At 60.1% G+C, this 25,718-nt stretch carries 24 protein-coding genes; 8 read left to right on the forward strand and 16 right to left on the reverse strand.

Annotated elements, in window-relative coordinates; all coding sequences use genetic code 11:
- The first annotated feature begins 384 nt into the window (after positions 1-384).
- The 8 genes from ABV589_RS14705 to ABV589_RS14740 are packed head-to-tail and all read left to right on the forward strand — an operon-like array spanning position 385 to position 9,390.
- Positions 385-1,299, forward strand: a complete 915-nt coding sequence (locus ABV589_RS14705; protein WP_367082183.1) for a GDP-mannose 4,6-dehydratase — start codon at positions 385-387, stop codon at positions 1,297-1,299.
- The gene (gmd, locus tag ABV589_RS14710; RefSeq protein WP_367082185.1) at positions 1,296-2,264 is read left to right on the forward strand and encodes a GDP-mannose 4,6-dehydratase; all 969 of its coding nucleotides are present in this window, start codon (positions 1,296-1,298) and stop codon (positions 2,262-2,264) included. The genes ABV589_RS14705 and gmd overlap by 4 nt, the downstream gene beginning before the upstream one ends.
- 3 nt (positions 2,265-2,267) lie before the next feature.
- Positions 2,268-3,710, forward strand: coding sequence for a mannose-1-phosphate guanylyltransferase/mannose-6-phosphate isomerase (locus tag ABV589_RS14715; protein WP_367082187.1), 1,443 nt, complete (start codon positions 2,268-2,270; stop codon positions 3,708-3,710).
- On the forward strand, positions 3,710-4,507 hold the full coding sequence (locus tag ABV589_RS14720; RefSeq protein WP_007960802.1) for an ABC transporter permease: 798 nt from the start codon (positions 3,710-3,712) through the stop codon (positions 4,505-4,507). Before ABV589_RS14715 ends, ABV589_RS14720 begins: the two co-directional genes overlap by 1 nt.
- Positions 4,507-5,772: an ABC transporter ATP-binding protein gene (locus tag ABV589_RS14725; protein WP_367082189.1), complete on the forward strand. Its 1,266-nt coding sequence runs from the start codon at positions 4,507-4,509 to the stop codon at positions 5,770-5,772. The genes ABV589_RS14720 and ABV589_RS14725 overlap by 1 nt, the downstream gene beginning before the upstream one ends.
- Positions 5,769-7,145 (forward strand): glycosyltransferase family 1 protein, encoded by a 1,377-nt coding sequence (locus ABV589_RS14730; protein ID WP_007960799.1) that lies wholly within the window; start codon positions 5,769-5,771, stop codon positions 7,143-7,145. The genes ABV589_RS14725 and ABV589_RS14730 overlap by 4 nt, the downstream gene beginning before the upstream one ends.
- Positions 7,129-8,259: a glycosyltransferase family 1 protein gene (locus ABV589_RS14735; protein ID WP_367082191.1), complete on the forward strand. Its 1,131-nt coding sequence runs from the start codon at positions 7,129-7,131 to the stop codon at positions 8,257-8,259. Before ABV589_RS14730 ends, ABV589_RS14735 begins: the two co-directional genes overlap by 17 nt.
- Positions 8,260-9,390 (forward strand): glycosyltransferase family 4 protein, encoded by a 1,131-nt coding sequence (locus ABV589_RS14740; RefSeq protein ID WP_367082193.1) that lies wholly within the window; start codon positions 8,260-8,262, stop codon positions 9,388-9,390. It abuts the gene before it with no gap.
- 110 nt (positions 9,391-9,500) lie between these two features.
- On the opposite strand, the gene ABV589_RS14745 is transcribed toward ABV589_RS14740, so the two are convergent.
- The 16 genes from ABV589_RS14745 to ABV589_RS14820 all read right to left on the reverse strand — a co-directional run bounded on the left by ABV589_RS14745 (position 9,501) and on the right by ABV589_RS14820 (position 25,717).
- A complete protein-coding gene (locus ABV589_RS14745) occupies positions 9,501-11,531 on the reverse strand; it encodes a pyridoxamine 5'-phosphate oxidase family protein (protein WP_367082194.1) in 2,031 nt (676 codons plus the stop codon).
- Between the two features lie 60 nt (positions 11,532-11,591).
- Positions 11,592-12,218 (reverse strand): glutathione S-transferase, encoded by a 627-nt coding sequence (locus ABV589_RS14750; RefSeq protein ID WP_367082196.1) that lies wholly within the window; start codon positions 12,216-12,218, stop codon positions 11,592-11,594.
- A 102-nt stretch (positions 12,219-12,320) separates the two neighbouring features.
- Positions 12,321-13,247, reverse strand: a complete 927-nt coding sequence (locus ABV589_RS14755; protein ID WP_367082197.1) for a LysR family transcriptional regulator — start codon at positions 13,245-13,247, stop codon at positions 12,321-12,323.
- Positions 13,248-13,322: 75 nt separating this feature from the next.
- Positions 13,323-15,155 carry a glutamine--fructose-6-phosphate transaminase (isomerizing) gene (glmS, locus tag ABV589_RS14760; RefSeq protein ID WP_007960788.1) on the reverse strand — a complete coding sequence of 611 codons (1,833 nt, stop codon included), beginning with the start codon at positions 15,153-15,155 and terminating at the stop codon, positions 13,323-13,325.
- Positions 15,156-15,157: 2 nt separating this feature from the next.
- Positions 15,158-15,934: a DeoR/GlpR family DNA-binding transcription regulator gene (locus ABV589_RS14765; protein ID WP_047596967.1), complete on the reverse strand. Its 777-nt coding sequence runs from the start codon at positions 15,932-15,934 to the stop codon at positions 15,158-15,160.
- 158 nt (positions 15,935-16,092) lie between these two features.
- Positions 16,093-17,460 (reverse strand): bifunctional UDP-N-acetylglucosamine diphosphorylase/glucosamine-1-phosphate N-acetyltransferase GlmU, encoded by a 1,368-nt coding sequence (gene glmU, locus ABV589_RS14770; RefSeq protein ID WP_367082198.1) that lies wholly within the window; start codon positions 17,458-17,460, stop codon positions 16,093-16,095.
- 117 nt (positions 17,461-17,577) lie between these two features.
- Positions 17,578-18,003 (reverse strand): F0F1 ATP synthase subunit epsilon, encoded by a 426-nt coding sequence (locus tag ABV589_RS14775; RefSeq protein ID WP_007954164.1) that lies wholly within the window; start codon positions 18,001-18,003, stop codon positions 17,578-17,580.
- 45 nt (positions 18,004-18,048) lie between these two features.
- Entirely contained in the window at positions 18,049-19,428 is a 1,380-nt protein-coding gene (gene atpD, locus ABV589_RS14780; protein WP_034152182.1) for a F0F1 ATP synthase subunit beta, read from the reverse strand.
- A gap of 27 nt (positions 19,429-19,455) precedes the next feature.
- The gene (gene atpG, locus ABV589_RS14785) at positions 19,456-20,316 is read right to left on the reverse strand and encodes a F0F1 ATP synthase subunit gamma (protein WP_007960781.1); all 861 of its coding nucleotides are present in this window, start codon (positions 20,314-20,316) and stop codon (positions 19,456-19,458) included.
- A gap of 50 nt (positions 20,317-20,366) precedes the next feature.
- A complete protein-coding gene (gene atpA, locus ABV589_RS14790) occupies positions 20,367-21,911 on the reverse strand; it encodes a F0F1 ATP synthase subunit alpha (protein WP_103302851.1) in 1,545 nt (514 codons plus the stop codon).
- Positions 21,912-21,932: 21 nt separating this feature from the next.
- Entirely contained in the window at positions 21,933-22,469 is a 537-nt protein-coding gene (locus ABV589_RS14795) for a F0F1 ATP synthase subunit delta (protein WP_007911956.1), read from the reverse strand.
- A 12-nt stretch (positions 22,470-22,481) separates the two neighbouring features.
- Positions 22,482-22,952: a F0F1 ATP synthase subunit B gene (locus ABV589_RS14800; protein WP_011336718.1), complete on the reverse strand. Its 471-nt coding sequence runs from the start codon at positions 22,950-22,952 to the stop codon at positions 22,482-22,484.
- Between the two features lie 59 nt (positions 22,953-23,011).
- Entirely contained in the window at positions 23,012-23,269 is a 258-nt protein-coding gene (gene atpE / locus ABV589_RS14805; RefSeq protein ID WP_003097235.1) for a F0F1 ATP synthase subunit C, read from the reverse strand.
- A gap of 133 nt (positions 23,270-23,402) precedes the next feature.
- A complete protein-coding gene (gene atpB, locus ABV589_RS14810; RefSeq protein WP_007960779.1) occupies positions 23,403-24,272 on the reverse strand; it encodes a F0F1 ATP synthase subunit A in 870 nt (289 codons plus the stop codon).
- A gap of 16 nt (positions 24,273-24,288) precedes the next feature.
- Positions 24,289-24,696 (reverse strand): F0F1 ATP synthase subunit I, encoded by a 408-nt coding sequence (locus ABV589_RS14815; protein WP_003229783.1) that lies wholly within the window; start codon positions 24,694-24,696, stop codon positions 24,289-24,291.
- A 148-nt stretch (positions 24,697-24,844) separates the two neighbouring features.
- Entirely contained in the window at positions 24,845-25,717 is an 873-nt protein-coding gene (locus ABV589_RS14820; RefSeq protein WP_007960777.1) for a ParB/RepB/Spo0J family partition protein, read from the reverse strand.
- Position 25,718 lies beyond the last annotated feature (1 nt).

A 25,718-nucleotide genomic window follows, 5' to 3' on the forward strand; every position in this document is an offset into this window, starting at 1 on the left:
GACGGCCAAGCGCTGGAGCGAGTCGGGATCACCGCTGCTCGTCCTTCGTCATGGAGCTCGTCTTCGTTCTTGTTTTAGTGGCTGGTTTCACCCTGTTGCGCAACAACCCCGGCGAACCTGGGGAGATGGCGACGATGGCCATTCTAAACACATCCGTCGCGAATCCGGGAACCGCCCGACGAGAATAAATCAGGCTACGCTGACGAGAACTGACCGGTCACGGTTTGCGCTGTTGAAATTGCTGCGCATTTGGCACAGATTGGTAACAAACAACTACAACAACGACTTCGCCTGCCGTCATGTCGGTCTTTTCATCCGGCCTGACAGACTTCTCCTCAAAGCCTGTGGGAAAGTGGCGAAAGTTAAAGACCAAGGGGTCGCTGTTTGAAAAAGCGTCTGTTCATCACGGGCCTCAGTGGATTCGTGGGACAACATCTCCAGTCGCGTCTGGCTCAGCCGGACTCGACATGGGAGCTGCTGCCTGCCGCTGCACCCTACGATCTCACGGCACCTGCCAGTCTCGTCGACCTGTGGCCACAATTGCCCGACGCGGTGATTCATCTGGCCGGCCAGACCTTCGTTCCCGAAGCCTTTCGCGATCCGGCCCGCACCCTCGAAATCAATCTGCTCGGCACCCTCAATCTGTTACAGGCGCTCAAGGCGCGCGGTTTCCAGGGGACTTTCCTGTATGTCAGCTCCGGCGACGTTTATGGTCAGGTTGCCGAAAGCGCCCTGCCCATCACCGAACTGCAACCGCCCTGCCCGCGCAATCCCTACGCCGTGAGCAAACTGTCGACGGAATTTCTCTGCCTGCAATGGGGCCTGAGCGAAGGCTGGCCGGTGCTGGTGGCGCGGCCGTTCAACCATATCGGCAGCGGGCAGAAAGACAACTTTGTCATCGCCAGTGCTGCACGCCAGATCAACCGCATCAAACAGGGCCTGCAAGCCGCGCAACTGGAAGTCGGCGACATTGACGTCACGCGCGACTTCCTCGATGTCGGCGATGTGATCTCAGCGTATTTCGCTCTGCTGGAAAAGGGCACGCCGGGGCAGGTCTACAACATTTGCTCGGGCCGCGAGCAAAGCATCCGCAGTCTGATCGAACAGCTGGGCGACCTGGCCGAGGTCGACCTGCAACTGGTGCAGGATCCGGCGCGCATGCGCCGTGCGGATCAGCGCCGCGTTTGCGGCAGTCACGCAAGGCTCGCCCAGATCACGGGATGGACGCCGAAAATTTCAACACAACAATCCCTGCGGGCGATCCTGTCCGACTGGGAGCAGCGAGTACGACAAGAATGAAAAGTGCACTGATCACAGGGATCACCGGCCAGGACGGCGCTTATCTGGCCAGACTGCTGCTCGACAAGGGCTACAAGGTTCACGGTCTGGTCGCACGGCGCAGCAGCGATTCGCGCTGGCGCCTGCGCGAGATGGGCGTCGAAGGCGACATCGTCTATCTGGACGGTGACATGGCCGATGCCTGCTCGGTGCAGCGCGCGGTGATCAAGTCGGCGCCGGACGAAGTCTACAATCTGGCTGCGCAAAGCTTCGTCGCCGCTTCCTGGAATCAGCCGGTGACCACCGGCATCGTCGATGGCCTGGGCGTGACCCACCTGCTCGAAGCGATCCGCCAGTTCAGCCCGCACACGCGTTTCTATCAGGCCTCCACCAGCGAAATGTTCGGTCTGATCCAGGCCGAGCAGCAGGACGAGAACACCCCGTTCTACCCGCGCAGCCCCTACGGTGTGGCCAAACTCTACGGCCACTGGATCACCGTCAACTATCGCGAAAGTTTCGACCTGCACGCCAGCAGCGGCATTCTGTTCAATCATGAATCGCCACTGCGCGGCATCGAATTCGTCACTCGCAAGGTCACCGACGCCGCCGCCCGCATCAAACAGGGCAAGCAGCACGAACTGGCCCTGGGCAACATCGACGCCAAGCGCGACTGGGGCTTTGCCGGCGACTACGTCGAAGCCATGTGGCTGATGCTGCAGCAGGACAAGCCTGACGATTTCGTGGTCGCCACTGGCGTCACCACTACCGTGCGCGAGATGTGCCGCATCGCTTTCGATCACGTCGGTTTGAACTACCGCGACTACGTGAAGATCGACCCGGCGTTCTTCCGCCCGGCCGAAGTCGAAGTGCTGCTCGGCAACCCGGCCAAGGCGCAGCGCGTACTGGGCTGGAAGCCAAAAACCGATCTGGACACCCTGATCCGCATGATGATGGATGCGGACATGAAACGCGTCGCCAAGGAGTAGGTCATGCTGATCCCCGTGATTCTGTCCGGCGGTGCCGGTACTCGTCTGTGGCCGGTGTCCCGCGAGGGCCATCCCAAACCGTTCATGACCTTGCCCGACGGCCAGTCGCTTCTGGGCAAGACCTACCAGCGGGCGGCGGCATTGCTTGAAGGCTGGGGTGACATTGTCACGGTGACCAACCGCGAATATTACTTCCAGAGCAAGGATCACTATTGCGCCGCCCATGTGTCGAGGCATCGCGGGCACTTCCTGCTGGAGCCGACCGGGCGCAACACCGCCCCGGCGATTGCCGCCGCCGCCCTGTCGCTGCAGGCGCTGCACGGTGACGACGCGATCATGGTGGTGATGCCCGCCGACCATTTGATCGTTAATCAGCAAGCCCTCAAGAGCGCCGTCGAACACGCGGTCAACCTGGCGAAGGACGGTTATCTGGTGACCTTCGGCGTGCTGCCGACCGCCCCGGAAACCGGCTTCGGCTACATCGAGACCGGCGCACCGCTGGACGCCAAAGGCGCAGCAAAAGTGCAGCGTTTCGTGGAAAAACCCGACCTGCAAACCGCCTCCCATTACCTGGAAAGCGGCAACTTCCTGTGGAACTCGGGCATGTTCTGCTTCACCACCGCGACCCTGATCAACGAACTGCAATTGCACGCGCCAGAGTTGCTGGAACAGACCCGCGCCTGCATGGACGCCAGTGCCGCGGTGGAAACCGTCGGCTGCCTGCAACAGGAACTGTCGCCGACACTGTTCGCTGAGATCACCGATATCTCCATCGATTACGCGTTGATGGAACGTTCAGAAAAAGTCGTGGTGGTGCCCGCTGGTTTCGACTGGAGCGACATCGGTTCGTGGGGCGCGGTGGCGGCGCTGGTGCCGGCCGATGCCGACAACAATCGCGCCAGCGGCGAAGCAGTCTTCATCGACAGCCACAACAACTTTGTGCAGAGCGAAGGCCGGCTGGTGGCAACGGTGGGTGTAGATGACCTGATCATCGTCGACACCGCCGACGCGGTGCTGGTGGCCCATGCTGATCGCGCCCAGGATGTGCGACGCGTCGCCAAACATCTCAAGGACAAATCCCACGAAGCCTATCGCCTGCATCGCACGGTCAGCCGTCCATGGGGCACCTACACCGTGCTCGAGGAAGGCCCGCGCTTCAAGATCAAGCGCATCGTGGTCAAGCCCGGCGGCAAGCTGTCACTGCAAATGCACCATCACCGCAACGAACACTGGGTGGTGGTCGAGGGCATGGCCAAAGTCACCAACAACGGCAGCGGCACGCATCTGGTGGCCAAAAACGAATCGACATTCATTGCCGCCGGACACCGGCATCGCCTGGAAAACCCCGGGGTGATCGACCTGGTAATCATCGAGGTGCAAAGCGGCGAATACCTCGGTGAAGACGACATCGTGCGCTTCGAAGACCAATACGGCAGGACGGTTTGATGCTGCTTTCCCTGTACCGCTCGCTGCGCAGCTACCGCGGATTCATCCTCGGCAGCGTCAAGCGGGAGTTTCAGGCGCGTTATCGCAATTCGCTGTTCGGCGCGCTGTGGACCGTGCTCAACCCGTTGTCGATGATCGTCGTGTACACGGTGATCTTTTCCCAGATCATGCGCGCGCGCCTGCCGGGGGTCGAAGACGGCCTGGCTTACAGCGTGTACCTGTGCGCCGGTCTGCTGACCTGGGGACTGTTCGCGGAAATCACTTCGCGCAGCCAGAGCATGTTTCTGGAAAACGCCAATCTGCTGAAGAAAATCAGCTTCCCGCGCATCTGCCTGCCGGTGATTGCGCTGCTCAACGCCGGGATCAACTTCGCGATCATTCTCGCGCTGTTCTTCGGTTTTCTGCTGATCAGTGGACGCCTGCCCGGCATGGCCCTGCTGGCGCTGATTCCGCTGTTGCTGGTGCAGGTGATCTTCGCCGCCGGGCTGGGGATGATCCTCGGCATTCTCAACGTGTTCTTCCGCGATGTCGGGCAGATGTTCGGCATCTGCCTGCAGTTCTGGTTCTGGCTGACACCGATCGTTTACCCGCTCTCGATCCTGCCGCCGGGCATCCAGCACCTGATCAGCCTCAACCCGATGACGGCACTGATGACCAGTTACCAGAACGTGTTCCTCTACAACCAGTGGCCGGACTGGTCGTCACTGCTGCCGTTGCTGATCCTCGGCCTGCTGTTCTGCGCCATGGCCCTGCGCCTGTTCCGGCAACGTGTCGGCGAAATGGTGGATGAACTCTGATGGGACATATACGCGTCAGCGGCCTGGGCAAGGCCTACAAGCAATACCCCAATCGCTGGAGCCGGTTGTTCGAGTGGCTGGTGCCGTTTTCCGGCACCCGACACCACTTGCACTGGGTTCTGCAGGACATCGATTTCGAGATTCAACCCGGTGAAGCGGTCGGCATCGTCGGGGTCAACGGCGCGGGCAAAAGTACGCTGCTGAAGATGATCACCGGCACCACGCAACCGAGTTGCGGGCAGATTCAACTGCAAGGCCGCGTCGCCGCCCTGCTGGAACTGGGCATGGGGTTTCACCCGGACTTCACCGGCCGCCAGAACGCGTTCATGGCCGGCCAGTTGTTGGGCATGCAGGTCGAAGAGATCGAAGCGCTGATGCCGCAAATCGAGAGTTTTGCCGAAATCGGCGAAGCCATCGATCACCCGGTGCGCACCTACTCCAGTGGCATGCAAATGCGCCTGGCCTTCAGCGTTGCCACCGCCCGACGTCCAGACATCCTGATCGTCGATGAAGCACTGTCGGTGGGCGACGCCTACTTCCAGCACAAAAGCTTCGAGCGCATCCGCAACTTCCGCAAGGCCGGTACCACGTTGCTGATCGTGTCCCACGACCGCTCGGCGATTCAGTCGATCTGCGACACCGCGATCCTCCTGGAGAACGGCCGCCTGGCCATGCGCGGCAAACCCGAAGAGGTCATGGACTACTACAACGCCATGCTTGCCCAGCGCGAAGGCCAGATCGTGCGCCAGGAAATGCTCGCCAACGGCCAGGTGCAGACCATTTCCGGGACGGGTGAGGCGGGGATTGTCAGTGTGCGTCTGCTCGACGCTCAAGGGCGCAGTCTGGAAGTGGCGGAAGTCGGCCAGCCGGTGGTGCTGGAAGTTCAGACCGCAGTGCGCGAGGACATCGAACGGCTGGTGCTGGGCTTTCTGATCAAGGACCGCCTCGGCCAGGCGATCTACGGCATCAATACCCATCGCCAGGACCAGGCAATCAGCGACCTGAGCGCCGGTGAGCAGGTGACGTTCCGCTTCGCCTTCGACATGCGCCTGGGCAAGGGCAGCTATTCGGTGGCGCTGAGCCTGTCGCGCCTGGATTCGCATCTGGATCGCAACTTCGAATGGCGCGATTACGGTCTGGTCTTCCACGTCATCAACAATCGTCAGGAAGACTTCGTCGGCTGCTCGTGGCTGCAAGCCCGGACCGAGATCAGCCGCTCCAGTGAAAACACCGAGCAACTACCTGACAGGGAAATCTCGCAATGACACGACTGTTGGTGGAGTGCACCTACGTTTTCGAACACCCGTCCGCCAACTCGGGCATTCAACGGGTAGTGCGCAACGTCATTCAACAGTTGCCCGACGCCGACCGCGAGCGTGAATGTATCCCGGTGGTGATGCTCGACGGCGCTCTGTATCAGGTTAAAAGCCTGGCGCCGATCAAAACCCCGAAAATCAATCTGACCAGCCTGCGGGTGAAGCTCGAACAATGGGCCAACGGCTTCTGGCTGCGCCATCGCGCTCTGGAACGACGCTGGCCTTTCAGCCGGTCACATTTCACCCGGCGAGTGTTGTACGTACTCTGCCGACTCACCGCGTTCGCCTGTTTCAGCCTGCCGATGCGCGTGCTCGGGCGCCTGCTCAAGGGCAAGCCGGTGCCCGAGCGCTGCGTGCCATTGCAACATCAGGCCGGCGATCAACTGGTATTGCTCGACTCGTCCTGGCACGCCAACTTTTTCCCCTTGGCCGAACAACTCAAACGCGACGGCGTCGGTATCGTTTCGGTGATCTACGACCTGATCCCGCTGACCCATCCACAGTTTTGCGACGCGGGTCTGGTCAAGGTGTTCAACGACTGGTTCGACTGGATCGCGCGCACGGCTGATGGCTATGTCGCGATCTCGACCACCATCCGCGATCAGGTGCGCCAGGAGATGCTGCGCCGGATCGGCACGCAACAGGTGCAGCAGCGCTGGTTCGATTATTTCCACCTCGGTTCCGAACTGGACCTGACCGACGCCGCAGCGGAGGTCGATCGCAACCTGCTGAACCTGTTCAAGACCCCTGAACCGGTATTCCTGATGGTCAGCACCATCGAGCCGCGCAAGAATCACGCCTACCTGCTCGATGCCTTCGAACAGGCCTGGGCTGCCGGCTCCAGGGCGCGCTTGTGCATTGCCGGGAAAATCGGCTGGAAGTGCGAGGCGCTGATCGAGCGAATCCGCCAGCATCCACAACTGAACCGTCGCCTGTTCATGTTCAACTCGCTCTCGGACAAAAGCCTTGAGCACGCCTATTCCCACGCCACGGCGCTGGTGTTCCCGTCGCATGTCGAAGGGTTCGGCCTGCCCCTGGTGGAAGCCATGCAGCGCGGGCTGCCGGCGATGGCCAGCGACATCCCGGTGTTTCGCGAAATCGGCGGCGATTACATGGCGTATTTCGATCTGCACAACCCGCAGAGCCTTACCGACCTGGTGCTCGGGATGGAGCGCTCGGGGCAGTTTCCGGCGCCCATGAGCCTGGATCAATGGCGCTGGCTGAGCTGGCGCGAAGCGAGCGCGCAACTGGTGCAGCGCATCGAGCGCAACCTGAACCATCCACTGCCCGCGTCCGAAGGCCAGCATGCGCATTGCTCTTAACGCGCGGATTCTTCAGGCGCCACGCACCGGCATCGGCCATTACGTCGCCGAACTGGTCCGCGCCTTGCGCGACACAACCGATGTCGAGGTGGCGTTGTTCCACGGCTGGGGCTGGAGCTCGGCCTTGCCGGAAGCGGCCATGCCCGGCTACTCGCGCCTGACGCCACTGTTGCGGCAGATCCCCGGGGCCTATCAGGCACGGCGCTGGCTGGAGCAGAAACGTTTCGATCAGGGCCGTGCGCAAGGCATCGATCTGTATCACGAGCCAAGCCTGTGGCCGCTGGCCTTCGACGGCCCGACCGTGATCACTCTGCACGACCTGACCCACCTGCACTTTCCTGACAGCCAACCGGCGGCGCGTCTCAAGGAAATCGAACGGCGCCTGGCGGCTGGCGTGCAACAGGCGCAACGGATCATCACCGACTCGCAGGCGATAGCCGACGAGGCGCAGGCTTGTTTTGGTCTGCCGGCCGAGCGTTTCGTGGTGGCGCCACTGGGGGTAGCCGAGCGTTTTCATCCACGGGAGTCGCACGCCATCGAGGCAGTGCTCAAGGCGCATGCCGTCGCCGCGCGCGAATACTTCCTGTGTGTCGGTACCCTGGAGCCGCGCAAGAATCTGAGCCTGGCGCTGCGTGCCCACGCCCTGCTACCGGACGCCGTGCGCCAGCGTTTTCCGTTGCTGATCGTCGGCATGGCCGGTTGGCAACAGGCCCAGTTCAGCGATGAACTGCGCCAGGCCCTGGCCTCAGGGCACGTTTGCCTGCTCGGCTATCTGCCGGATGAACAGGTCGCACAACTGCTGGCCGGCGCCCGTGCGCTGGTGTTTCCGTCGCTGTATGAAGGCTTCGGGTTACCGGTACTGGAAGCCATGGCCAGTGGCACCCCGGTGATCCTCACCCGTTCTTCAGCCATGCCGGAAGTCGCCGGCCCGGCAGGCAACTACATTGAATCAGACGATGCACACGGCTTGCGCGATGCGCTGAACCGCCTGATCGACGATCAAGCGCATTGGCAGGCCTGCCGAGAAGCCGGATTGCACCGGACGCGGCTATTTTCCTGGGAACGTTGCGCACAGGCCACCGCCAGTGCCTACCGCCAGGCCATGGGAGGCTGAATGCGAGTTCTTCATTTTTTCAAGACGTACCTGCCAGATTCGGTCGGCGGCATCGAACAAGTGATCTTCCAGCTCTGCGAAAGCGGCGCGCATCACGGCATCGACGGCCAGGTGCTGACCCTCAGCGCTGACCCGTCCCCGCCGGTGGTGCAACTGGGTCAACACGAAGTGCATCGCGCCAGACTCGACATCCAGTTCGCCTCCACCGGTTTTTCCTGGAGCGTGTTCAAACAGTTTCGCGAACTGGCCGCCGAAGCCGATGTGGTCAACTACCACTTCCCGTGGCCGTTCATGGACTTGGTGCATTTCGCCAGCGGCATGAACAAACCGAGCGTGGTGACCTATCACTCGGACATCATTCGCCAGAAGCATCTGCTCAAACTCTACCGGCCGCTGATGAACCGCTTCCTCTCCAGCGCCGACCGGATTGTCGCGGCCTCACCGAACTATCTGCACACCAGCGATGTGTTGCAGCAGTTCCAGGACAAGACCCGGGTGATTCCGTACGGTTTGAACAAGGCCGGTTATCCACAGGCCGACCGCGAGCGGATGAATCGCTGGCGCCAGCAGCTTGGGGATAAGTTCTTCCTGTTCGTCGGGGTCATGCGTTATTACAAGGGCCTGCATATCCTGCTCGACGCGTTGAAGGATGTGGATTATCCGGTGGTGATCGTCGGCGCCGGGCCGCTCGAGCTGGAGTTGCACGCCCAGGCTGCCGCGCTGGGTTTGCGCAATATCCACTTCCTCGGGCGCCTGGGCGATGAAGACAAGGTCGCCCTGCTGCAACTGAGCTACGCCATCGTGTTCCCGTCGCACCTGCGTTCCGAAGCGTTCGGCATTTCGCTGCTCGAAGGCGCGATGTACGGAAAACCGATGATCTCCAGCGAAATCGGCACCGGCACCAGTTACATCAATATCCACAACGAAACCGGGCTGTTGGTGCCGCCGAGCAATCCACAGGCGTTTCGCGAGGCGATGCGCGCCCTGTGGGACAACCCGGAACGTGCGGCAGCCATGGGCGTCAAGGCCGAGGCGCGTTACCGGCAGCTGTTCACCGCCGACGAAATGGGCCGCAAGTGGACCGAGTTGTACCAGGAACTGCTCGAAGAAAAGGCCCTGTCCTACGCCTGACCCGCCACAACACCGATCCCCTGTAGGAGCTGCCGCAGGCTGCGATCTTTTGATCCTGGGTTTTTTAAAATCAAAAGATCGCAGCCTGCGGCAGCTCCTACAGGGGGGCATTACAGATCCAGCACCAACGGCCGCTCACTCTGCGCCGGCACCGCGCAGCAAATCAGCACCTGCCCCGCTTCCGGCATGTCTGCCGGTGGCTGTGGATAATTCACCGCGCCACTGATCAACCGCGTCTTGCAGGTGCCGCACGAACCTCCACGGCAACTGAACTCGGGGCGCAGGCCACGGCTTTCTGCGAGCTCCAGCAGACTGCCGCCGTCCGGCTGCCAGCGCGCTTCCTTGGCAGAGCGTTCGAACATCACCGGCACTGACGTGATGGCTGCGGGTGGTTGCTCGATGACCAGCGCATCCAGGTCGGGCTGGCGCTTGAGCGTCGACGGGCCGAAGGTTTCGGCATGGATCCGCGCGTCGCGAATGTCCAGCTCACGCAGGCTGTCGTAGATACTTTGGGTAAAGGCGCCGGGACCACAGACAGCAAAATCGATCTGGTCGTAGTCCTCGACCTCCAGCAGATCGCGCAGCAATGCGCTATCAATGCGCCCATGGCGGTCGAAATCCTCGCCCTCGTGCACATCGGCTTCCGGCTGGCTGAGCAGGCGAATCACCCGTACCGAATCGCCAGCAGTTTCCAGCAAGCGATCCAGCTCTTGGCGAAACGGCTGATCGGCCAGGCTGCGTGAACTCTGCAGCAACCACGTCGGCCGAATCCGCCGGGTGCGCAGGCCTTGGTACACCACCTCGCGCAGCATCGACAGCAACGGTGTAATGCCAACCCCCGCCGCCAGCAGCACCAGCGGCCGCTGTTCCAGCGGTGCCACGGTGAAGTGCCCCTGTGGCGCCCGCGCCTCGAGGATATCGCCGACCCGGATCTGCTGGTGCAAATGGCCTGAGATCAAGCCCTCGCGTTTCACACTGATGCGCAGGAAATCATCCGATGGCGCACTCGACAGGCTGTAAGTACGGATATGCGTTTCACCGTTCAGGGTGAAGCGCAGCGGCAGGTGCTGCCCGGCCTGAAACACCGGCATCCCCGCGCCGTCGTCCGGTTGCAGATAGATCGAGCGGATGTGCTGGCTCTCCCTTTCGATGCGGGTCACCCGCAGCGGCCGCCAGCGGTCACCCAATGCCTTGGCCTGCAAGCGTGCATCGGCCTGAGCCCAGGTGCCGGTCAACAGGCTGGTGGGCGACATGCCGTCGAAGCGCCAGCGCAAAGCCAACGCCGCCGGGCGCCGCACCAGCCTCTCTACCTCGAATGTCCACAGGCGCTCGGCGCCCTGGAACGCTTCGATCTGCGGCCCTTCAAGGATGATCTCGGTCCGCCCGCTCAGTTGCAGCACATCGCCTGTGGAAAAGTCGATGAACAGCAGGCCCGCCTTGGGATTGAGCAGCAGATTGCCGAGCGTATTGAAATGCAGGTTGCCGGCAAAATCCGGGATGGTCAGACGATTACCTTCAACCCGGACAAACCCGGCCTGCCCGCCACGATGGGAAACATCCACCGCACGCTGTCCGTCCGCATCGACGTAACTGGCGACAAAGAAAGTGTCGGCGCTCTCGATCATGACTCTGGCCGCATCATCAAGACCGTCGCCGTGCTGCGTTGGCCGCGTCTGCGGATCGCTCAGCGGCACGCGCTGGAACTGACGCAGTTGAATGTATTGCGGACAGTTGCCGAAAGCCTGATCCACGCTCACCTCGAAACCCTGCACGGTCAGATTGTCGACATGACCGTTGAGGCGATTGCGGCGGCGGGTATGCAACTCAATGCCGAGCAACCCGATCGGCTCGCCATTGCGCAATTGCGCCGGATCATCAGCAGCGGGTTGGCTGGCGAAGTGCAGGTGCTCGGGATCAGGCGAATGAGCAAACCCCGGCGCGCCTTCGAGCACGCTGGCCCATGGACGCCCGTCAGCATCGACCGCGCCGTACAGCATGAACGGTAATTGCTCATAAAATGCGCGGTGCTGGTCCGGCATCCAGTCGCGAATCACTTTTCGGCCGAAGGCCTCCATGCGCTCGGCAACGCCGACATGGGCCTGCAGTTGTTGCTCTCCAGCGTGCCACGGTGAACGTTCCATCACGCATCTCCCCGCGCCGCCGGCGCATTGTGGATAACTCGATCGGATCGGGCCGAACCTTCAGGCCGTCTTCTGCAGACCGGCGACCGTGCGCGGCATGCCGACAAAACCGGGCAAGGCTTCGACACGCGCCAGCCAGGCACGCACGTTGGCGTAGTCGTCCAGCGACACATTGCCTTCCGGCGCATGGGCGATGTAGCTGTAGGCGGACACGTCAGCGATGGTGGGTTCGCTGCCGGCCAGGTACGGGGTTTTGCCCAGCTCCACCTCCATCACCTTGAGCAGGTTGTGCGCACGGGTAATCGCTTCTTCAGCATTCAACTGTGCGCCAAACACCGTCACCAATCGTGCAGCAGCAGGTCCGAAAGCAATCGGCCCGGCAGCGGCCGATAACCAGCGCTGCACCCGTGCCGCACCGACCGGATCGGTTGGCAGCCAACGGCCGTGGCCGTACTTCTGCGCCAGATACACCAGAATCGCGTTGGAGTCGGCCAGCACCACACCGTCATCGTCGATCGCCGGCACCTGACCGAAACTGTTGATCGCCAGATATGCCGGCTGCTTGTGCTCACCCTTGGCCAGATCGACCAGGATCAGCTCGGTCGGCAGTTGCAGCAGGGATAACATCAGCTCCACGCGATGGGCGTGGCCGGAACGCGGGAAGTTGTAGAGTTTGATCGCTTGCATGGTCGACTCCGCTGGAGAGGGCGCCGTTCGGGATGGCAGCGCCGATGGAGGCCATCTTCCCCTCATCCTTAGAGCAACAGAATCACCAGCAATCGCAATCGATTATTTCACTGGATGAAATAACGCAGCGTTCTGCAGCGCCGGATGCTCGCGCAAGGCCTTCACCGCATGGTCGACAAAACTGCGCACCCGCACCGGCGCCTTGCGTCCGCCCTGATACACCACATGAATCGGCAGCGGTGGCAGTTCGAAATCGGCGAGGACAATTTCCAGTTCACCGGAGGCCACCTTGCCGGCGACTTGATAGGACAACACTCGCGTCAGTCCCAACCCCAGGCAGGCCGCAGTAATCGCCGCCTGGTTGGCGGTGACCACCAGCCGAGGCTCGGGTCGCACGCTGAGCGCTTCGCCCTGATCCATAAACGGCCAGTTGCGTAACTGGCCGATGGCCGAGGTCGCCACCACCGGCGCACCGGCCAGTGCCTGCGGATGCGCGGGACGGCCGTGTCGAGCCAGATAGGCCGGCGAACCACAGATCACCCGCCGTACTTCGCCGACCCGGATCGCGTGCTGATTGCTGTCCGGCAACTCACCGATGCGCACCGCGACATCGATGCCCTCCTCGACCATGCTCACCACCCGATCGACCAACAGCGCATTGATCGAAACGTCCGGGTATTGCGTCAGATAAGCCGCCATCAGCGGTGTGACAAACAGCTCGCCGAACAATACCGGCGCAGTCACCGTCAATTGCCCGCGGGGCTGGGCGTGACTGCCCGCCGCCGAATCCTCGGCTTCCTGCACCTCGGCGAGAATTCTCCGACAATCTTCCAGATAACGCTGCCCAGCCTCACTCAGGTGCACAGTGCGCGTGGTGCGAATCAGCAACTGCGTACCGATGCGCTGCTCCAGCGCCGCCACGGCGCGGGTGACACTGGCCGCGGACAAACCAAGACGTCGCGCCGCCGCCGAGAAACCCTGTTCCTGGGCCACGGTGGCGAAGATCTGCATTTCCTGGAAGCGGTCCATGGATGTCCTCGATTCAGATACAAAAATCGCAGCCGAGGCTGCGATTTTTGCGGGTCAATGTCAGCTGTGGATAACTTATTCCACCGTCACCGACTTCGCCAGGTTGCGCGGCTGGTCGACGTCGGTGCCCTTGAGCACGGCGACGTAGTACGACAGCAGCTGGAGCGGGACGGTGTACAAGATCGGCGAAAGGATGTCGTGGATGTGCGGCATCTGCACCACGTGGGTGCCTTCGCCGTTGGTCATCCCGGCCTTCTCGTCAGCGAACACGATCAGTTCACCACCACGGGCGCGGACTTCCTGCAGGTTGGACTTGAGCTTCTCCAGCAGTTCGTTGTTTGGCGCCACGGTGACCACCGGCATGTCGTTATCCACAAGCGCCAGCGGTCCGTGCTTCAGCTCACCGGCCGGATAGGCTTCGGCGTGGATGTAGGAGATTTCCTTGAGCTTCAAGGCGCCCTCCATCGCCACCGGGAATTGCGCGCCACGGCCGAGGAACAGGGTGTGATTCTTCTCGGCGAACAGCTCGGCGATTTTTTCCACGGTGCTGTCCATCGCCAGCGCTTCGCCCAGACGGGTCGGCAGACGACGCAATTCTTCCACCAGCGTGGCTTCAACGTCTTTGCCGAGCGTGCCGCGGACCTGACCCAGAGACAGGGTCAGCAGCAACAGGCCGACCAGTTGTGTGGTGAAGGCTTTGGTCGAAGCCACACCGATTTCGCGACCGGCCTGGGTCAGCAAAGTCAGGTCGGACTCACGCACCAGCGAGCTGATGCCGACGTTGCAGATCGCCAAGCTGGCGAGGAAGCCCAGCTCTTTGGCGTTGCGCAGCGCAGCCAGGGTGTCGGCGGTTTCGCCGGACTGGGAGATGGTGACGAACAGGGTGTCCGGCTGCACCACCACCTTGCGGTAGCGGAATTCGCTGGCGACTTCGACCTGGCACGGAATACCAGCCAGTTCTTCGAGCCAGTAACGCGCAACCATGCCGGCGTGGTAACTGGTACCGCAGGCGACGATCTGCACGTTGCGCACTTTGGCGAACAGTTCGGCAGCCTGTGGACCGAAGGCCTGCACCAGTACTTGATTGTTGCTCAGGCGACCTTCGAGGGTACGCTGCACCACGACCGGCTGTTCGTGGATTTCCTTAAGCATGTAGTGACGGAATTCGCCCTTGTCGGCGGCTTCGGCACCGTCGCTGTACTGTACGGTCTGGCGCTCGACGGCGTTGCCGTTGACGTCCCAGATCTGCACGTTATCGCGGCGAATTTCAGCGATATCGCCTTCTTCCAGGTACATGAAGCGGTCAGTCACCTGGCGCAGGGCCAACTGGTCGGAGGCGAGGAAGTTCTCGCCCAGGCCCAGACCGATCACCAACGGGCTGCCACTGCGCGCGGCAACCAGGCGATCCGGCTGTTGTGCGTTGATCACGGCCAGACCGTAGGCACCGTGCAGTTCCTTGACCGTGGCTTTCAGCGCGACGGTCAGGTCAGGCTGATCCTTGAGTTTATGGCTCAGCAGGTGCGCGATGACTTCGGTGTCAGTGTCCGAAGTGAACACGTAACCCAGCGCTTTCAGTTGCTCACGCAGGGCTTCGTGGTTCTCGATGATGCCGTTGTGCACCACGGCGATATCACCGGAGAAATGCGGGTGCGCGTTGCGCTCGCAAGGTGCACCGTGGGTCGCCCAACGGGTGTGGGCGATACCGAGACGGCCAACCAGCGGCTGTGCGGCCAGCGCCGCTTCCAGCTCGCTGACCTTGCCCGGACGGCGCATGCGCTCGAGCTTTTCATCGTTGGTGAAAACTGCCACACCGGCGCTGTCATAGCCGCGGTATTCAAGGCGCTTGAGGCCTTCAAGCAGGATGGCGGTGATATTACGTTCAGCTACTGCGCCGACAATTCCACACATGCTTATTTCTCCTGACTGACAGCCGCGCAAATCACGGTGATACCGCGGGCCTGAATCTGATCGCGCGCATCTTCAGGCAGGCGATCATCGGTAATGAGGGTATGAACGCTGCTCCACGGCAGCTCCAGGTTGGGAATCTTGCGGCCGATCTTGTCGGCCTCGACCATCACGATCACTTCCCGCGCCACGTCGGCCATCACCCGGCTCAGACCGAGCAACTCGTTGAACGTGGTGGTGCCGCGCACCAGATCGATACCATCGGCGCCAATGAACAACTGGTCGAAGTCGTAAGAGCGTAGTACCTGCTCGGCGACCTGGCCCTGAAAGGACTCCGAATGTGGATCCCAGGTGCCGCCGGTCATCAGCAGCACCGGCTCGTGTTCGAGTTCGCTCAAGGCGTTGGCGACATGCAGGGAGTTGGTCATGACCACCAGACCCGGCTGCTGGCCAAGTTCGGGAATCATCGCGGCAGTGGTGCTGCCACTGTCGATGATGATGCGGGCGTGTTCGCGGATGCGTTTGACGGCAGCACGGGCAATCGCCTGTTTGTACTTCGAAACGCTTTGGCCGGGTTCTGCGACCAGTTCCTGCGGCATGGTGATCGCCCCGCCGTAACGGCGCAGCAACAGACCATGGCTTTCCAGCGCAGCCAGATCCTTGCGGATCGTAACTTCCGAGGTTTCGAAGCGCTTGGCCAGTTCATCCACACTGACTTCGCCCTGCTCATTGAGCAAGGCGAGGATGTTGTGCCGGCGTTGGGGCGTGTTGCGTTTCGACATGGCGACTTAAGTTTCGATTCGAAAGATAACGGAAGCAATCAAAACCTATTGCCTTTCAATCGTCAAGCTCAGGTCATAAAAAATCGCAGCCCCCCGGCCCTCCTGTAGGAGCTGCCGAAGGCTGCGATCTTTTGATGGTAAAGCCCGCTGTGGATAACTCAGCTCTTCTTGATCTTCTCCGGACGCTTCCAGCCGTCGATATTTTTCTGCCGCGCCCGACCAACAGCCAACTGCGCGTTATCCACATTCTGCGTAATGGTCGAGCCAGCCGCAGTGGTTGCCCCCGACGAGATATCCACAGGCGCGACCAACGAGTTGTTGGAGCCGATGAACACGTCCTCGCCCAACACGGTTTTCCACTTGTTGGCGCCATCGTAATTGCAGGTAATGGTGCCCGCGCCAATGTTGGTTCGTGCGCCAATTTCCGCGTCGCCCAGATAGGTCAGATGCCCGGCCTTGGCGCCCTCGCCCATGCGGGCATTTTTCAGTTCGACAAAGTTACCCACATGCGCACGTGCTTCGAGCACCGTGCCCGGGCGCAGACGGGCAAATGGACCGGCATCACTGCCTTCGCCAAGAATTGCGCCTTCGATGTGACTGTTGGCTTTGATCACCACGCCTTTGCGCAGGGTACTGTCCTTGATCACGCAGTTCGGACCGATCACCACATCGTCCTCGATGACAACATTACCTTCGAGAATCACGTTGACGTCGATCAGCACATCACGACCGACGGTGACTTCGCCACGCACATCGAAACGCGCCGGGTCACGCAGGGTCACGCCTTGCGCCATCAGACGGCGACCGGCGCGCAACTGGTAATGCCGCTCGAGCTCGGAGAGTTGCTTGCGATCGTTGGCGCCCTGCACTTCCATCGGGTCGTGCGGTTGTTCGGTGGCTACTACCAAACCATCGCTGACCGCCATTTCGATCACGTCGGTCAGGTAGTACTCGCCCTGTGCGTTGTTATTCGACAGGCGGCTCATCCAGTCGGCCAGGCGATTGGCCGGGACGGCGAGAATGCCGGTGTTGCCTTCAGTGATTGCGCGCTGGGCTTCGCTGGCATCTTTATGCTCGACGATGGCAGCGACCTTCCCGTCAGCGTTGCGCACGATGCGGCCGTAACCGGTCGGGTCTTCCAGCTCGACGGTCAGCAGGCCCATCTGGCCCGGTACGACGTGCTTGAGCAGGCGCTGCAGGGTTTCAACTTCGATCAACGGCACGTCGCCGTAGAGAATCAGCACGGTGTCGGCGCTGATGAACGGCACAGCCTGAGCGGTTGCATGACCAGTGCCCAATTGCTGGTCCTGCAGCACGAAATTCAGATCGTCCGCCGCCAGACGCTCACGTACCACATCGGCACCGTGGCCGATCACCACATGAATGCGTTGTGGATCGAGCTGCCGTGCGCTGTGGATAACATGCCCAAGCATGGAATTGCCGGCAACCGGGTGCAGCACTTTCGGCAACGCCGAACGCATACGGGTACCTTGACCTGCCGCGAGGATAACGATTTCGAGAGACATGACTGGCTACCAATCCTGGGTGGTCAGCAACTGCGACCGGGTTGTTAAAATCGGAAAAGAAAAAAGGGTAGCCGAGGCTACCCTTTTTTATCAATCGCACAACAAGCGGCTGACGGATTAACCGCCAAACTTCTTGCGGATCTGCTGGACGGTGCGCAGCTGAGCTGCAGCCTCGGCCAGACGTGCGGACGCAGCTCCGTAGTCGAAATCTGCGCTCTTCTCGTGCAGAGCAGCTTCGGCAGCCTTGAGAGCTGCCTGGGCTTGAGCTTCATCCAGGTCGGCGGCACGTTGCACGGTATCGGCAAGCACCTTGACCATGTTCGGCTGAACCTCGAGGAAACCACCGGAGATGTAGAACACCTCGGCTTCCCCGCCTTGCTTGATCAGGCGGATCGGACCTGGCTTCAGATTAGTGATCAGCGGCGCGTGACCCAGAGCGATACCAAGATCACCCAGTGCACCGTGCGCAATCACCATCTCGACCAGGCCGGAAAAGATTTCCCCTTCCGCGCTGACGATATCGCAATGGACTGTCATAGCCATCTGATTGCCTCAACCTAAATTAGCGCCCGTTGCCGGGCGCCGGGATTACAGTTTCTTGGCTTTCTCGATCGCTTCTTCGATGCCGCCAACCATGTAGAACGCTTGTTCTGGCAGGTGGTCGTAGTCACCGTTGAGGATGCCTTTGAAGCCAGCAATGGTGTCTTTCAGGGAAACGTATTTACCCGAAGCACCGGTGAAGACTTCAGCCACGAAGAACGGCTGCGACAAGAAGCGCTGGATCTTACGAGCACGGTTAACCAACTGTTTGTCGGCTTCCGACAGCTCGTCCATACCCAGGATCGCGATGATGTCTTTCAGCTCTTTGTAACGTTGCAGAACGTACTGAACGCCGCGAGCGGTGTCGTAGTGGTCCTGACCGATTACGTTCGGATCCAGCTGGCGCGAAGTCGAATCCAGTGGATCTACCGCTGGGTAGATACCCAGGGAAGCGATGTCACGGGACAGAACGACGGTGGCGTCCAGGTGGGCGAAGGTGGTCGCTGGCGACGGGTCGGTCAAGTCGTCCGCAGGTACGTATACCGCTTGGATCGAGGTGATCGAACCTTCTTTGGTCGAAGTGATACGTTCTTGCAGAACGCCCATCTCTTCAGCCAGAGTCGGCTGGTAACCTACTGCGGAAGGCATACGGCCCAGCAGTGCGGATACTTCAGTACCGGCCAGGGTGTAACGATAGATGTTGTCGACGAACAGCAGAACGTCGTTACCTTCGTCACGGAACTTCTCGGCCATGGTCAGGCCGGTCAGTGCTACGCGCAGACGGTTACCCGGCGGCTCGTTCATCTGACCGTAAACCAGTGCCACTTTGTCCAGAACGTTGGAATCCTTCATCTCGTGGTAGAAGTCGTTACCCTCACGAGTACGCTCACCCACACCGGCGAACACGGAATAACCGCTGTGCTCGATGGCGATGTTACGGATCAGTTCCATCATGTTTACGGTTTTGCCTACACCGGCACCACCGAACAGACCGACTTTACCGCCTTTGGCAAACGGGCAAACCAGGTCGATAACCTTGATGCCGGTTTCCAGCAGGTCGTTGCCGCCTGCCTGTTCAGCGAACGACGGCGCTGGACGGTGAATGCCCCAACGCTCTTCGGTGTCGATCGGACCGGCTTCGTCGATCGGGTTACCCAGAACGTCCATGATCCGGCCCAGGGTCGCTTTACCGACCGGTACGGAGATGGCTGCGCCGGAATCGGTAACTTCCAGACCGCGCTTCAAGCCCTCGGTGGAACCCATCGCAATGGTGCGAACCACGCCGTCGCCCAGCTGTTGCTGAACTTCCAGAGTGGTTTCGGCCGCGCTCATTACTTTCAGCGCGTTGTAGATGCTCGGTACGCTGTCGCGTGGAAATTCCACGTCGATAACGGCGCCGATGATTTGAACGATACGTCCGCTACTCATAGCTGGATCCTCTGAATATTTGAACCGTTAAACCGCGGCAGCGCCGCCGACGATTTCCGAGATCTCTTGGGTGATCGCAGCCTGACGCGCCTTGTTGTAGATCAGCTGCAAATCGCTGATCAAATCACCGGCGTTGTCGGTAGCGTTCTTCATCGCGATCATCCGCGCAGCTTGTTCAGCCGCGTTGTTCTCGACCACCGCCTGGTAGACCTGCGACTCGACGTAACGGACCATCAAGCCGTCAAGCAGCTCTTTGGCATCCGGTTCGTAGAGATAGTCCCAGTGGTGCTTGAGATCCTGATCCGGGGTGGCCACCAGTGGAATCAACTGCTCCACGGTAGGCTGTTGCGTCATGGTGTTGATGAACTTGTTGGACACCACGGACAGGCGGTCAATACGGCCATCCAGGTAGGCATCCAGCATCACCTTGACGCTGCCGATCAGATCATTGATCGACGGCTCTTCACCCAGGTGGCTGATAGCTGCAACGACGTTACCGCCGAAGTTGCGGAAAAAGGCCGCACCCTTGCTACCAACGACACACAGATCAATCTCGACGCCGTTTTCGCGGTTTACCGCCATGTCCTTGACCAGGGCCTTGAACAGGTTGGTGTTCAAGCCACCGCACAGACCACGGTCACTGCTCACGACGACATAACCGACGCGCTTTACTTCGCGGTCGATCATGAACGGGTGGCGGTATTCCGGGTTGGCGTTGGCCAGATGCCCAATTACCTGGCGGATACGCTCCGCATAAGGACGGCTGGCTGCCATGCGCATTTGTGCCTTGCGCATTTTGCTCACCGCCACTTTTTCCATGGCGCTGGTAATTTTTTGCGTGCTTTTGATGCTCGCAATCTTACTGCGAATCTCTTTTGCGCCTGCCATGTAACACCTATCAGGTTAGCAAGCGGGAGCCTCACGGCTCCCGCTGCGGCTTACCAGGTTTGGGTGGCCTTGAACTTCTCGATACCGGCTTTCATGCCAGCGTCGATTTCGTCATTGAAGTCACCTTTAACGTTGATCTTGGCCATCAAATCGGCGTGATCGCGGTTGAAGAAAGCAATCAGCGCTTGTTCGAAGCTGCCGATCTTGGCGATTTCAATGTCAGTCAGGAACCCACGCTCAGCGGCATACAGCGACAGCGCCATGTCAGCGATCGACATTGGTGCGTATTGCTTCTGCTTCATCAGCTCGGTAACGCGCTGACCATGCTCAAGTTGCTTACGGGTCGCTTCGTCCAGGTCAGAAGCGAACTGGGCGAATGCCGCCAGTTCACGGTACTGAGCCAGAGCGGTACGGATACCACCGGACAGCTTCTTGATGATCTTGGTCTGAGCGGCACCACCCACACGGGATACCGAAACACCGGCGTTCACTGCAGGGCGGATGCCCGAGTTGAACATGGCCGATTCCAGGAAGATCTGACCGTCGGTGATGGAAATCACGTTGGTCGGAACGAACGCGGAAACGTCGCCAGCCTGGGTTTCGATGATCGGCAGTGCGGTCAGGGAACCGGTTTTGCCGGTCACTGCGCCGTTGGTGAACTTCTCTACGTACTCTTCCGAAACGCGGGATGCGCGCTCCAGCAGACGGGAGTGGAGATAGAACACGTCGCCTGGGTAAGCTTCACGGCCTGGTGGACGGCGCAGCAGCAGGGAAATCTGGCGGTAAGCCACTGCTTGCTTGGACAGATCGTCATAAACGATCAGCGCGTCTTCACCGCGGTCGCGGAAGAATTCACCCATGGTGCAACCGGAGTACGGTGCCAGGAACTGCAGCGCAGGAGATTCCGAAGCACTGGCAGCCACGATGATCGTGTTGGCCAGGGCACCGTTTTCTTCCAGCTTGCGAACCACGTTGGCGATGGTCGATTGCTTCTGACCGATGGCTACGTAGACGCAGAAAATGCCGCTGTCTTTCTGGTTGATGATCGCGTCGATCGCCAGAGCGGTTTTACCGATCTGACGGTCACCGATGATCAGCTCACGCTGGCCACGGCCGACAGGGATCATGGCATCGACAGCCTTGTAGCCAGTCTGTACAGGCTGGTCTACCGACTTACGCCAGATCACGCCTGGAGCAACTTTCTCGACCGCGTCGGTCTCGGTGTTGCCCAGTGGACCTTTGCCGTCAACAGGGTTACCCAGTGCGTCGACTACGCGACCCAGCAGTTCCTTACCAACCGGAACTTCGAGGATGCGGCCGGTGCACTTGGCGCTCATGCCTTCAGCCAGAGACTGGTAGGAGCCCAATACAACGGCACCTACGGAGTCTTGCTCCAGGTTGAGGGCCATACCGTAGACGCCGCCCGGAAACTCGATCATCTCGCCGTACATGACGTCGGCCAGACCGTGAATCCGCACGATACCGTCAGATACGCTGACGACAGTGCCTTCGTTACGGGCTTGGGAGGTCACATCGAGCTTGTCGATGCGGCCCTTGATAATTTCACTTATTTCGGAAGGATTGAGTTGCTGCATTGCTCTGCTGCCCCTTCAAACTCAAGATTTCAATGCTTCGGCAAGTTTCGCGATTTTGCCGCGAATCGAGCCATCGATAACCAGGTCGCCGGCGCGGATAACGACACCACCTATAAGGGCAGCATCCTCCGCAACTTGCAGGCGCACTTCCCGGTTGAGTCGTGCACTGAGAACCTTGGCGAGTTTGTCTTGCTGTTCTTGGTTCAATGCGAAAGCACTGGTCACTTCAACGTCTACCGACTTCTCTTGTTCGGCCTTGTACAGGTCGAAAAGAGCGGCGATCTCCGGCAGAAGCGGGAGACGGTCGTTTTCGGCAACGACATTGATGAAGTTCTGTGCCTTGGCATCAAACTTGTCGCCGCACACGTCAATGAACGTGGCGGCCTTTTCTGCGCTCGTCAGTCGCGGGGCCTTGAGCACGCGCTGCATGGTGTCGTCTTGCGACACCGCTGCAGCCAGGCCGAGCATGGCTGACCAATTGGCCAGTTGCTGGTGGGCCTGAGCGTGCTCGAAGGCCGCCTTAGCGTAAGGTCGGGCCAACGTGGTCAGTTCTGCCATGATCGCCCTCGCTTAGATTTCAGCAGCCAGTTGGTTAACCAGCTCTGCGTGCGCGTTTTGATCGATTGTGGCACCCAGGATCTTCTCGGCGCCGCCGACAGCCAGCAAGCCCACTTGGGCACGCAGCTTGTCTTTGACACTGTTCAGTTCCTGTTCGATCTCGGCTTGAGCCTGAACCTTCACACGGTCAGCGTCGATACGGGCTTTTTCAACAGCCTCTTCAACGATCTGGTTACCGCGTTTCTTGGCTTGCTCGATGATTTCAGCTGCCTGAGCTTTCGCTTCGCGCAGTTGCTGACCCGCTTTCTCTTGGGCCAACTCCAGGTCGCGAGCTGCACGGCTGGCAGCGTCCAGACCATCAGCGATCTTCTTTTGACGTTCGTGCAGTGCCGCGATGACCGGAGGCCATACGAACTTCATGCAGAACAGTACAAAAATCAGGAACGCAACGGACTGGCCAATCAGGGTCGCATTAATGTTCACGCCAACACCTCGCAGTTACGTTGTCCATCACACCAAATTACTCGGAAGAATCCGGGTAATTAGCCAGCGATCTGACCAACGAACGGGTTCGCAAAGGTGAAGAACAGAGCGATACCAACACCGATCATGGTTACGGCGTCGAGCAGACCGGCAACGATGAACATTTTAACTTGCAGCATTGGAACCATTTCTGGCTGACGCGCGGCGCCTTCCAGGAACTTGCCGCCCAGCAGGCCGAAACCAATTGCGGTACCCAGTGCGCCCAGGCCGATCAACAGTGCAACAGCGATAGCGGTTAGACCAACTACAGTTTCCATCTTTCCTCCCGACTTTTACGTCGTATGGTTTAGGTTTTTTAGATTAAAGCGGTAAAACAAATCGTTTCAGAGGCCCGGTTAAGAGCCCCCTCCCGTTTGACCGGGAGGGACATCAGATCAGCCGAGGCTGCTCTTAATGGTTTTCTTCGTGCGCCATCGACAGGTAAACGATGGTCAGCATCATGAAGATGAACGCCTGCAGAGTGATGATCAGGATGTGGAACACCGCCCACGCCCACTGCAGAACAACGCCCAGGCCGCTCAGCCAGAGCAGGCCGCTGCCGAACATCACAGCGATCAGAATGAACACCAGCTCGCCGGCATACATGTTGCCAAACAGACGCAGGGCCAGAGAGATCGGCTTGGCGATCAGGGTCACGAATTCCAGCAGGAAGTTCACCGGGATCAGCAGGGCCTGAACGAAGATGTTCTTGCTGCCGAACGGGTGCAGGGTCAGTTCGCCGATGAAGCCGCCGATGCCCTTGACCTTGATGCTATAGAAAATGATCAGTGCGAAAACCGAGAACGCCATGCCCAGGGTCGCGTTCGGGTCGGTAGTCGACACGGCGCGGAACGGGATGTGGTGGTCGCCGGTGATCAGGATGGCCAGCTGAGGAATCCAGTCGACCGGTACCAGGTCGACGGCGTTCATCAGGAACACCCAGACGAAGATGGTCAGTGCCAGCGGTGCGATCACCGGGCTACGGCCATGGAAGCTGTCTTTCACGCTGCCATCGACGAATTCGACCAATACTTCAACGAAGTTCTGCAAAGCACCTGGCTGACCCGATGTCGCTTTCTTTGCCGCCATGCGGAAAAGGAAAACGAAGATCAGACCCAGCGCGACCGACCAGCCGAGGGTATCGACGTGGAAAGCCCAGAAGCCCATTTCCTTGGCTTCTGCTGCGGTATGGGCAAAGCCCCAGCCGCCGTTGGGTAACTGACCGAAGGTCAGGTTCTGCAAGTGGTGCTGGATATAGCCCGAAGCGGTTGTTTCTGCCATGGTTGCCTCAAACGCCCTAAGGTCTCGAAAGTCTTGTTCTCATCAGCAGGGGAGCGAACCAGCTGACCGACTGAGTCAGCACGAAAGCGCCGAATACTGCGATCGGCGCCAATGGCTTCACACCTGCAAACACCAGTGCAAACAGCACTGCCGTCAAAATCAGTTTGCCTGCCTCGCCGGCATAAAATGACCGGACGATGGACTGGGCTGCTCGGGCGCCGGAAAACCGAAATGCCTTGTGAGCGAAATAAACATTGGGCAGCAAGGCTATCAGGCCTCCGCAAAGTCCCGAGTATCCGGCAACGACTCCGTGCCATTGCCAGAGCGCCAAAGCGGCAATGAGCAAAATGACAAATTGAGCCATCAACACCGGAAAAACCGCCAGGCGATGGAACGGCAGGCGGTTTGGCTTGCGGGTTTCCATCACGATTGCTCTCCAATGGTCGGCTGCCGAAATTCAATAACTTGGCATAATTTGTGCCGACAAAATGCGCGCAGAGTATAGGGGCGGTTCTGCCCCTATTCAACTGTCAGGTAGTGATTTCCGACTGCGCGCTACATGAGGAAATGTTTCAGCGGATGTGTGCGAGCACACCTTGAAGCTCATCGAGGGAGTTGTAACCGATCACCAGCTGACCTTTTCCCTTCTTGCCGTGGCGAATCTGCACCGCAGAGCCTAGGCGCTCGGCCAGACGCTGTTCAAGCCGGGCGATGTCCGGGTCGGGTTTGGCCGCTTCCACAGGCTCCGGTTTGCCACTCAACCACTGACGAACCAGTGCCTCGGTTTGGCGCACAGTCAGGCCGCGTGCGACAACATGTCGCGCCCCTTCCACCTGCTGATTGTCCGGCAGACCGAGCAAAGCACGGGCATGACCCATTTCCAGGTCACCGTGGGACAGCATGGTCTTGATGACTTCCGGCAGTGCAATAAGTCGCAACAGGTTAGCCACAGTCACCCGGGACTTACCCACAGCCTCGGCCACCTGCTGTTGGGTGAGCTGGAATTCCTGCTGCAGACGCTGCAGGGCGACGGCTTCTTCGATCGGGTTCAGGTCTTCACGCTGAATGTTCTCGATCAGCGCAATGGCGATCGCAGTCTCATCCGGCACATCCCGGACCATCGCCGGGATGGTTTCCTGGCCGGCCTGCTGGCTGGCGCGCCAGCGGCGTTCACCGGCGATGATTTCGAAGCGGCCACCGCCAATCGGGCGCACCACGATCGGCTGCATCACGCCTTGCGCCTTGATCGACTGCGCCAGCTCTTCCAGCGCCTGTGGATCCATGTCGCGGCGTGGCTGGTATTTGCCACGCTGCAGCAGATCCAGCGGCAGGTGTTGCAGTTCACGGGTATCGGCCTGCGCCGCCTGTTCTTCCAGCGCGCTGACGGTCGGACCACTCAGCAGTGCATCCAGTCCACGTCCGAGACCTCGTTTCTTGACGGCCATG

This window comes from Pseudomonas sp. HOU2, assembly GCF_040729435.1.
In the GTDB taxonomy this organism is placed as follows: Bacteria; Pseudomonadota; Gammaproteobacteria; order Pseudomonadales; family Pseudomonadaceae; genus Aquipseudomonas.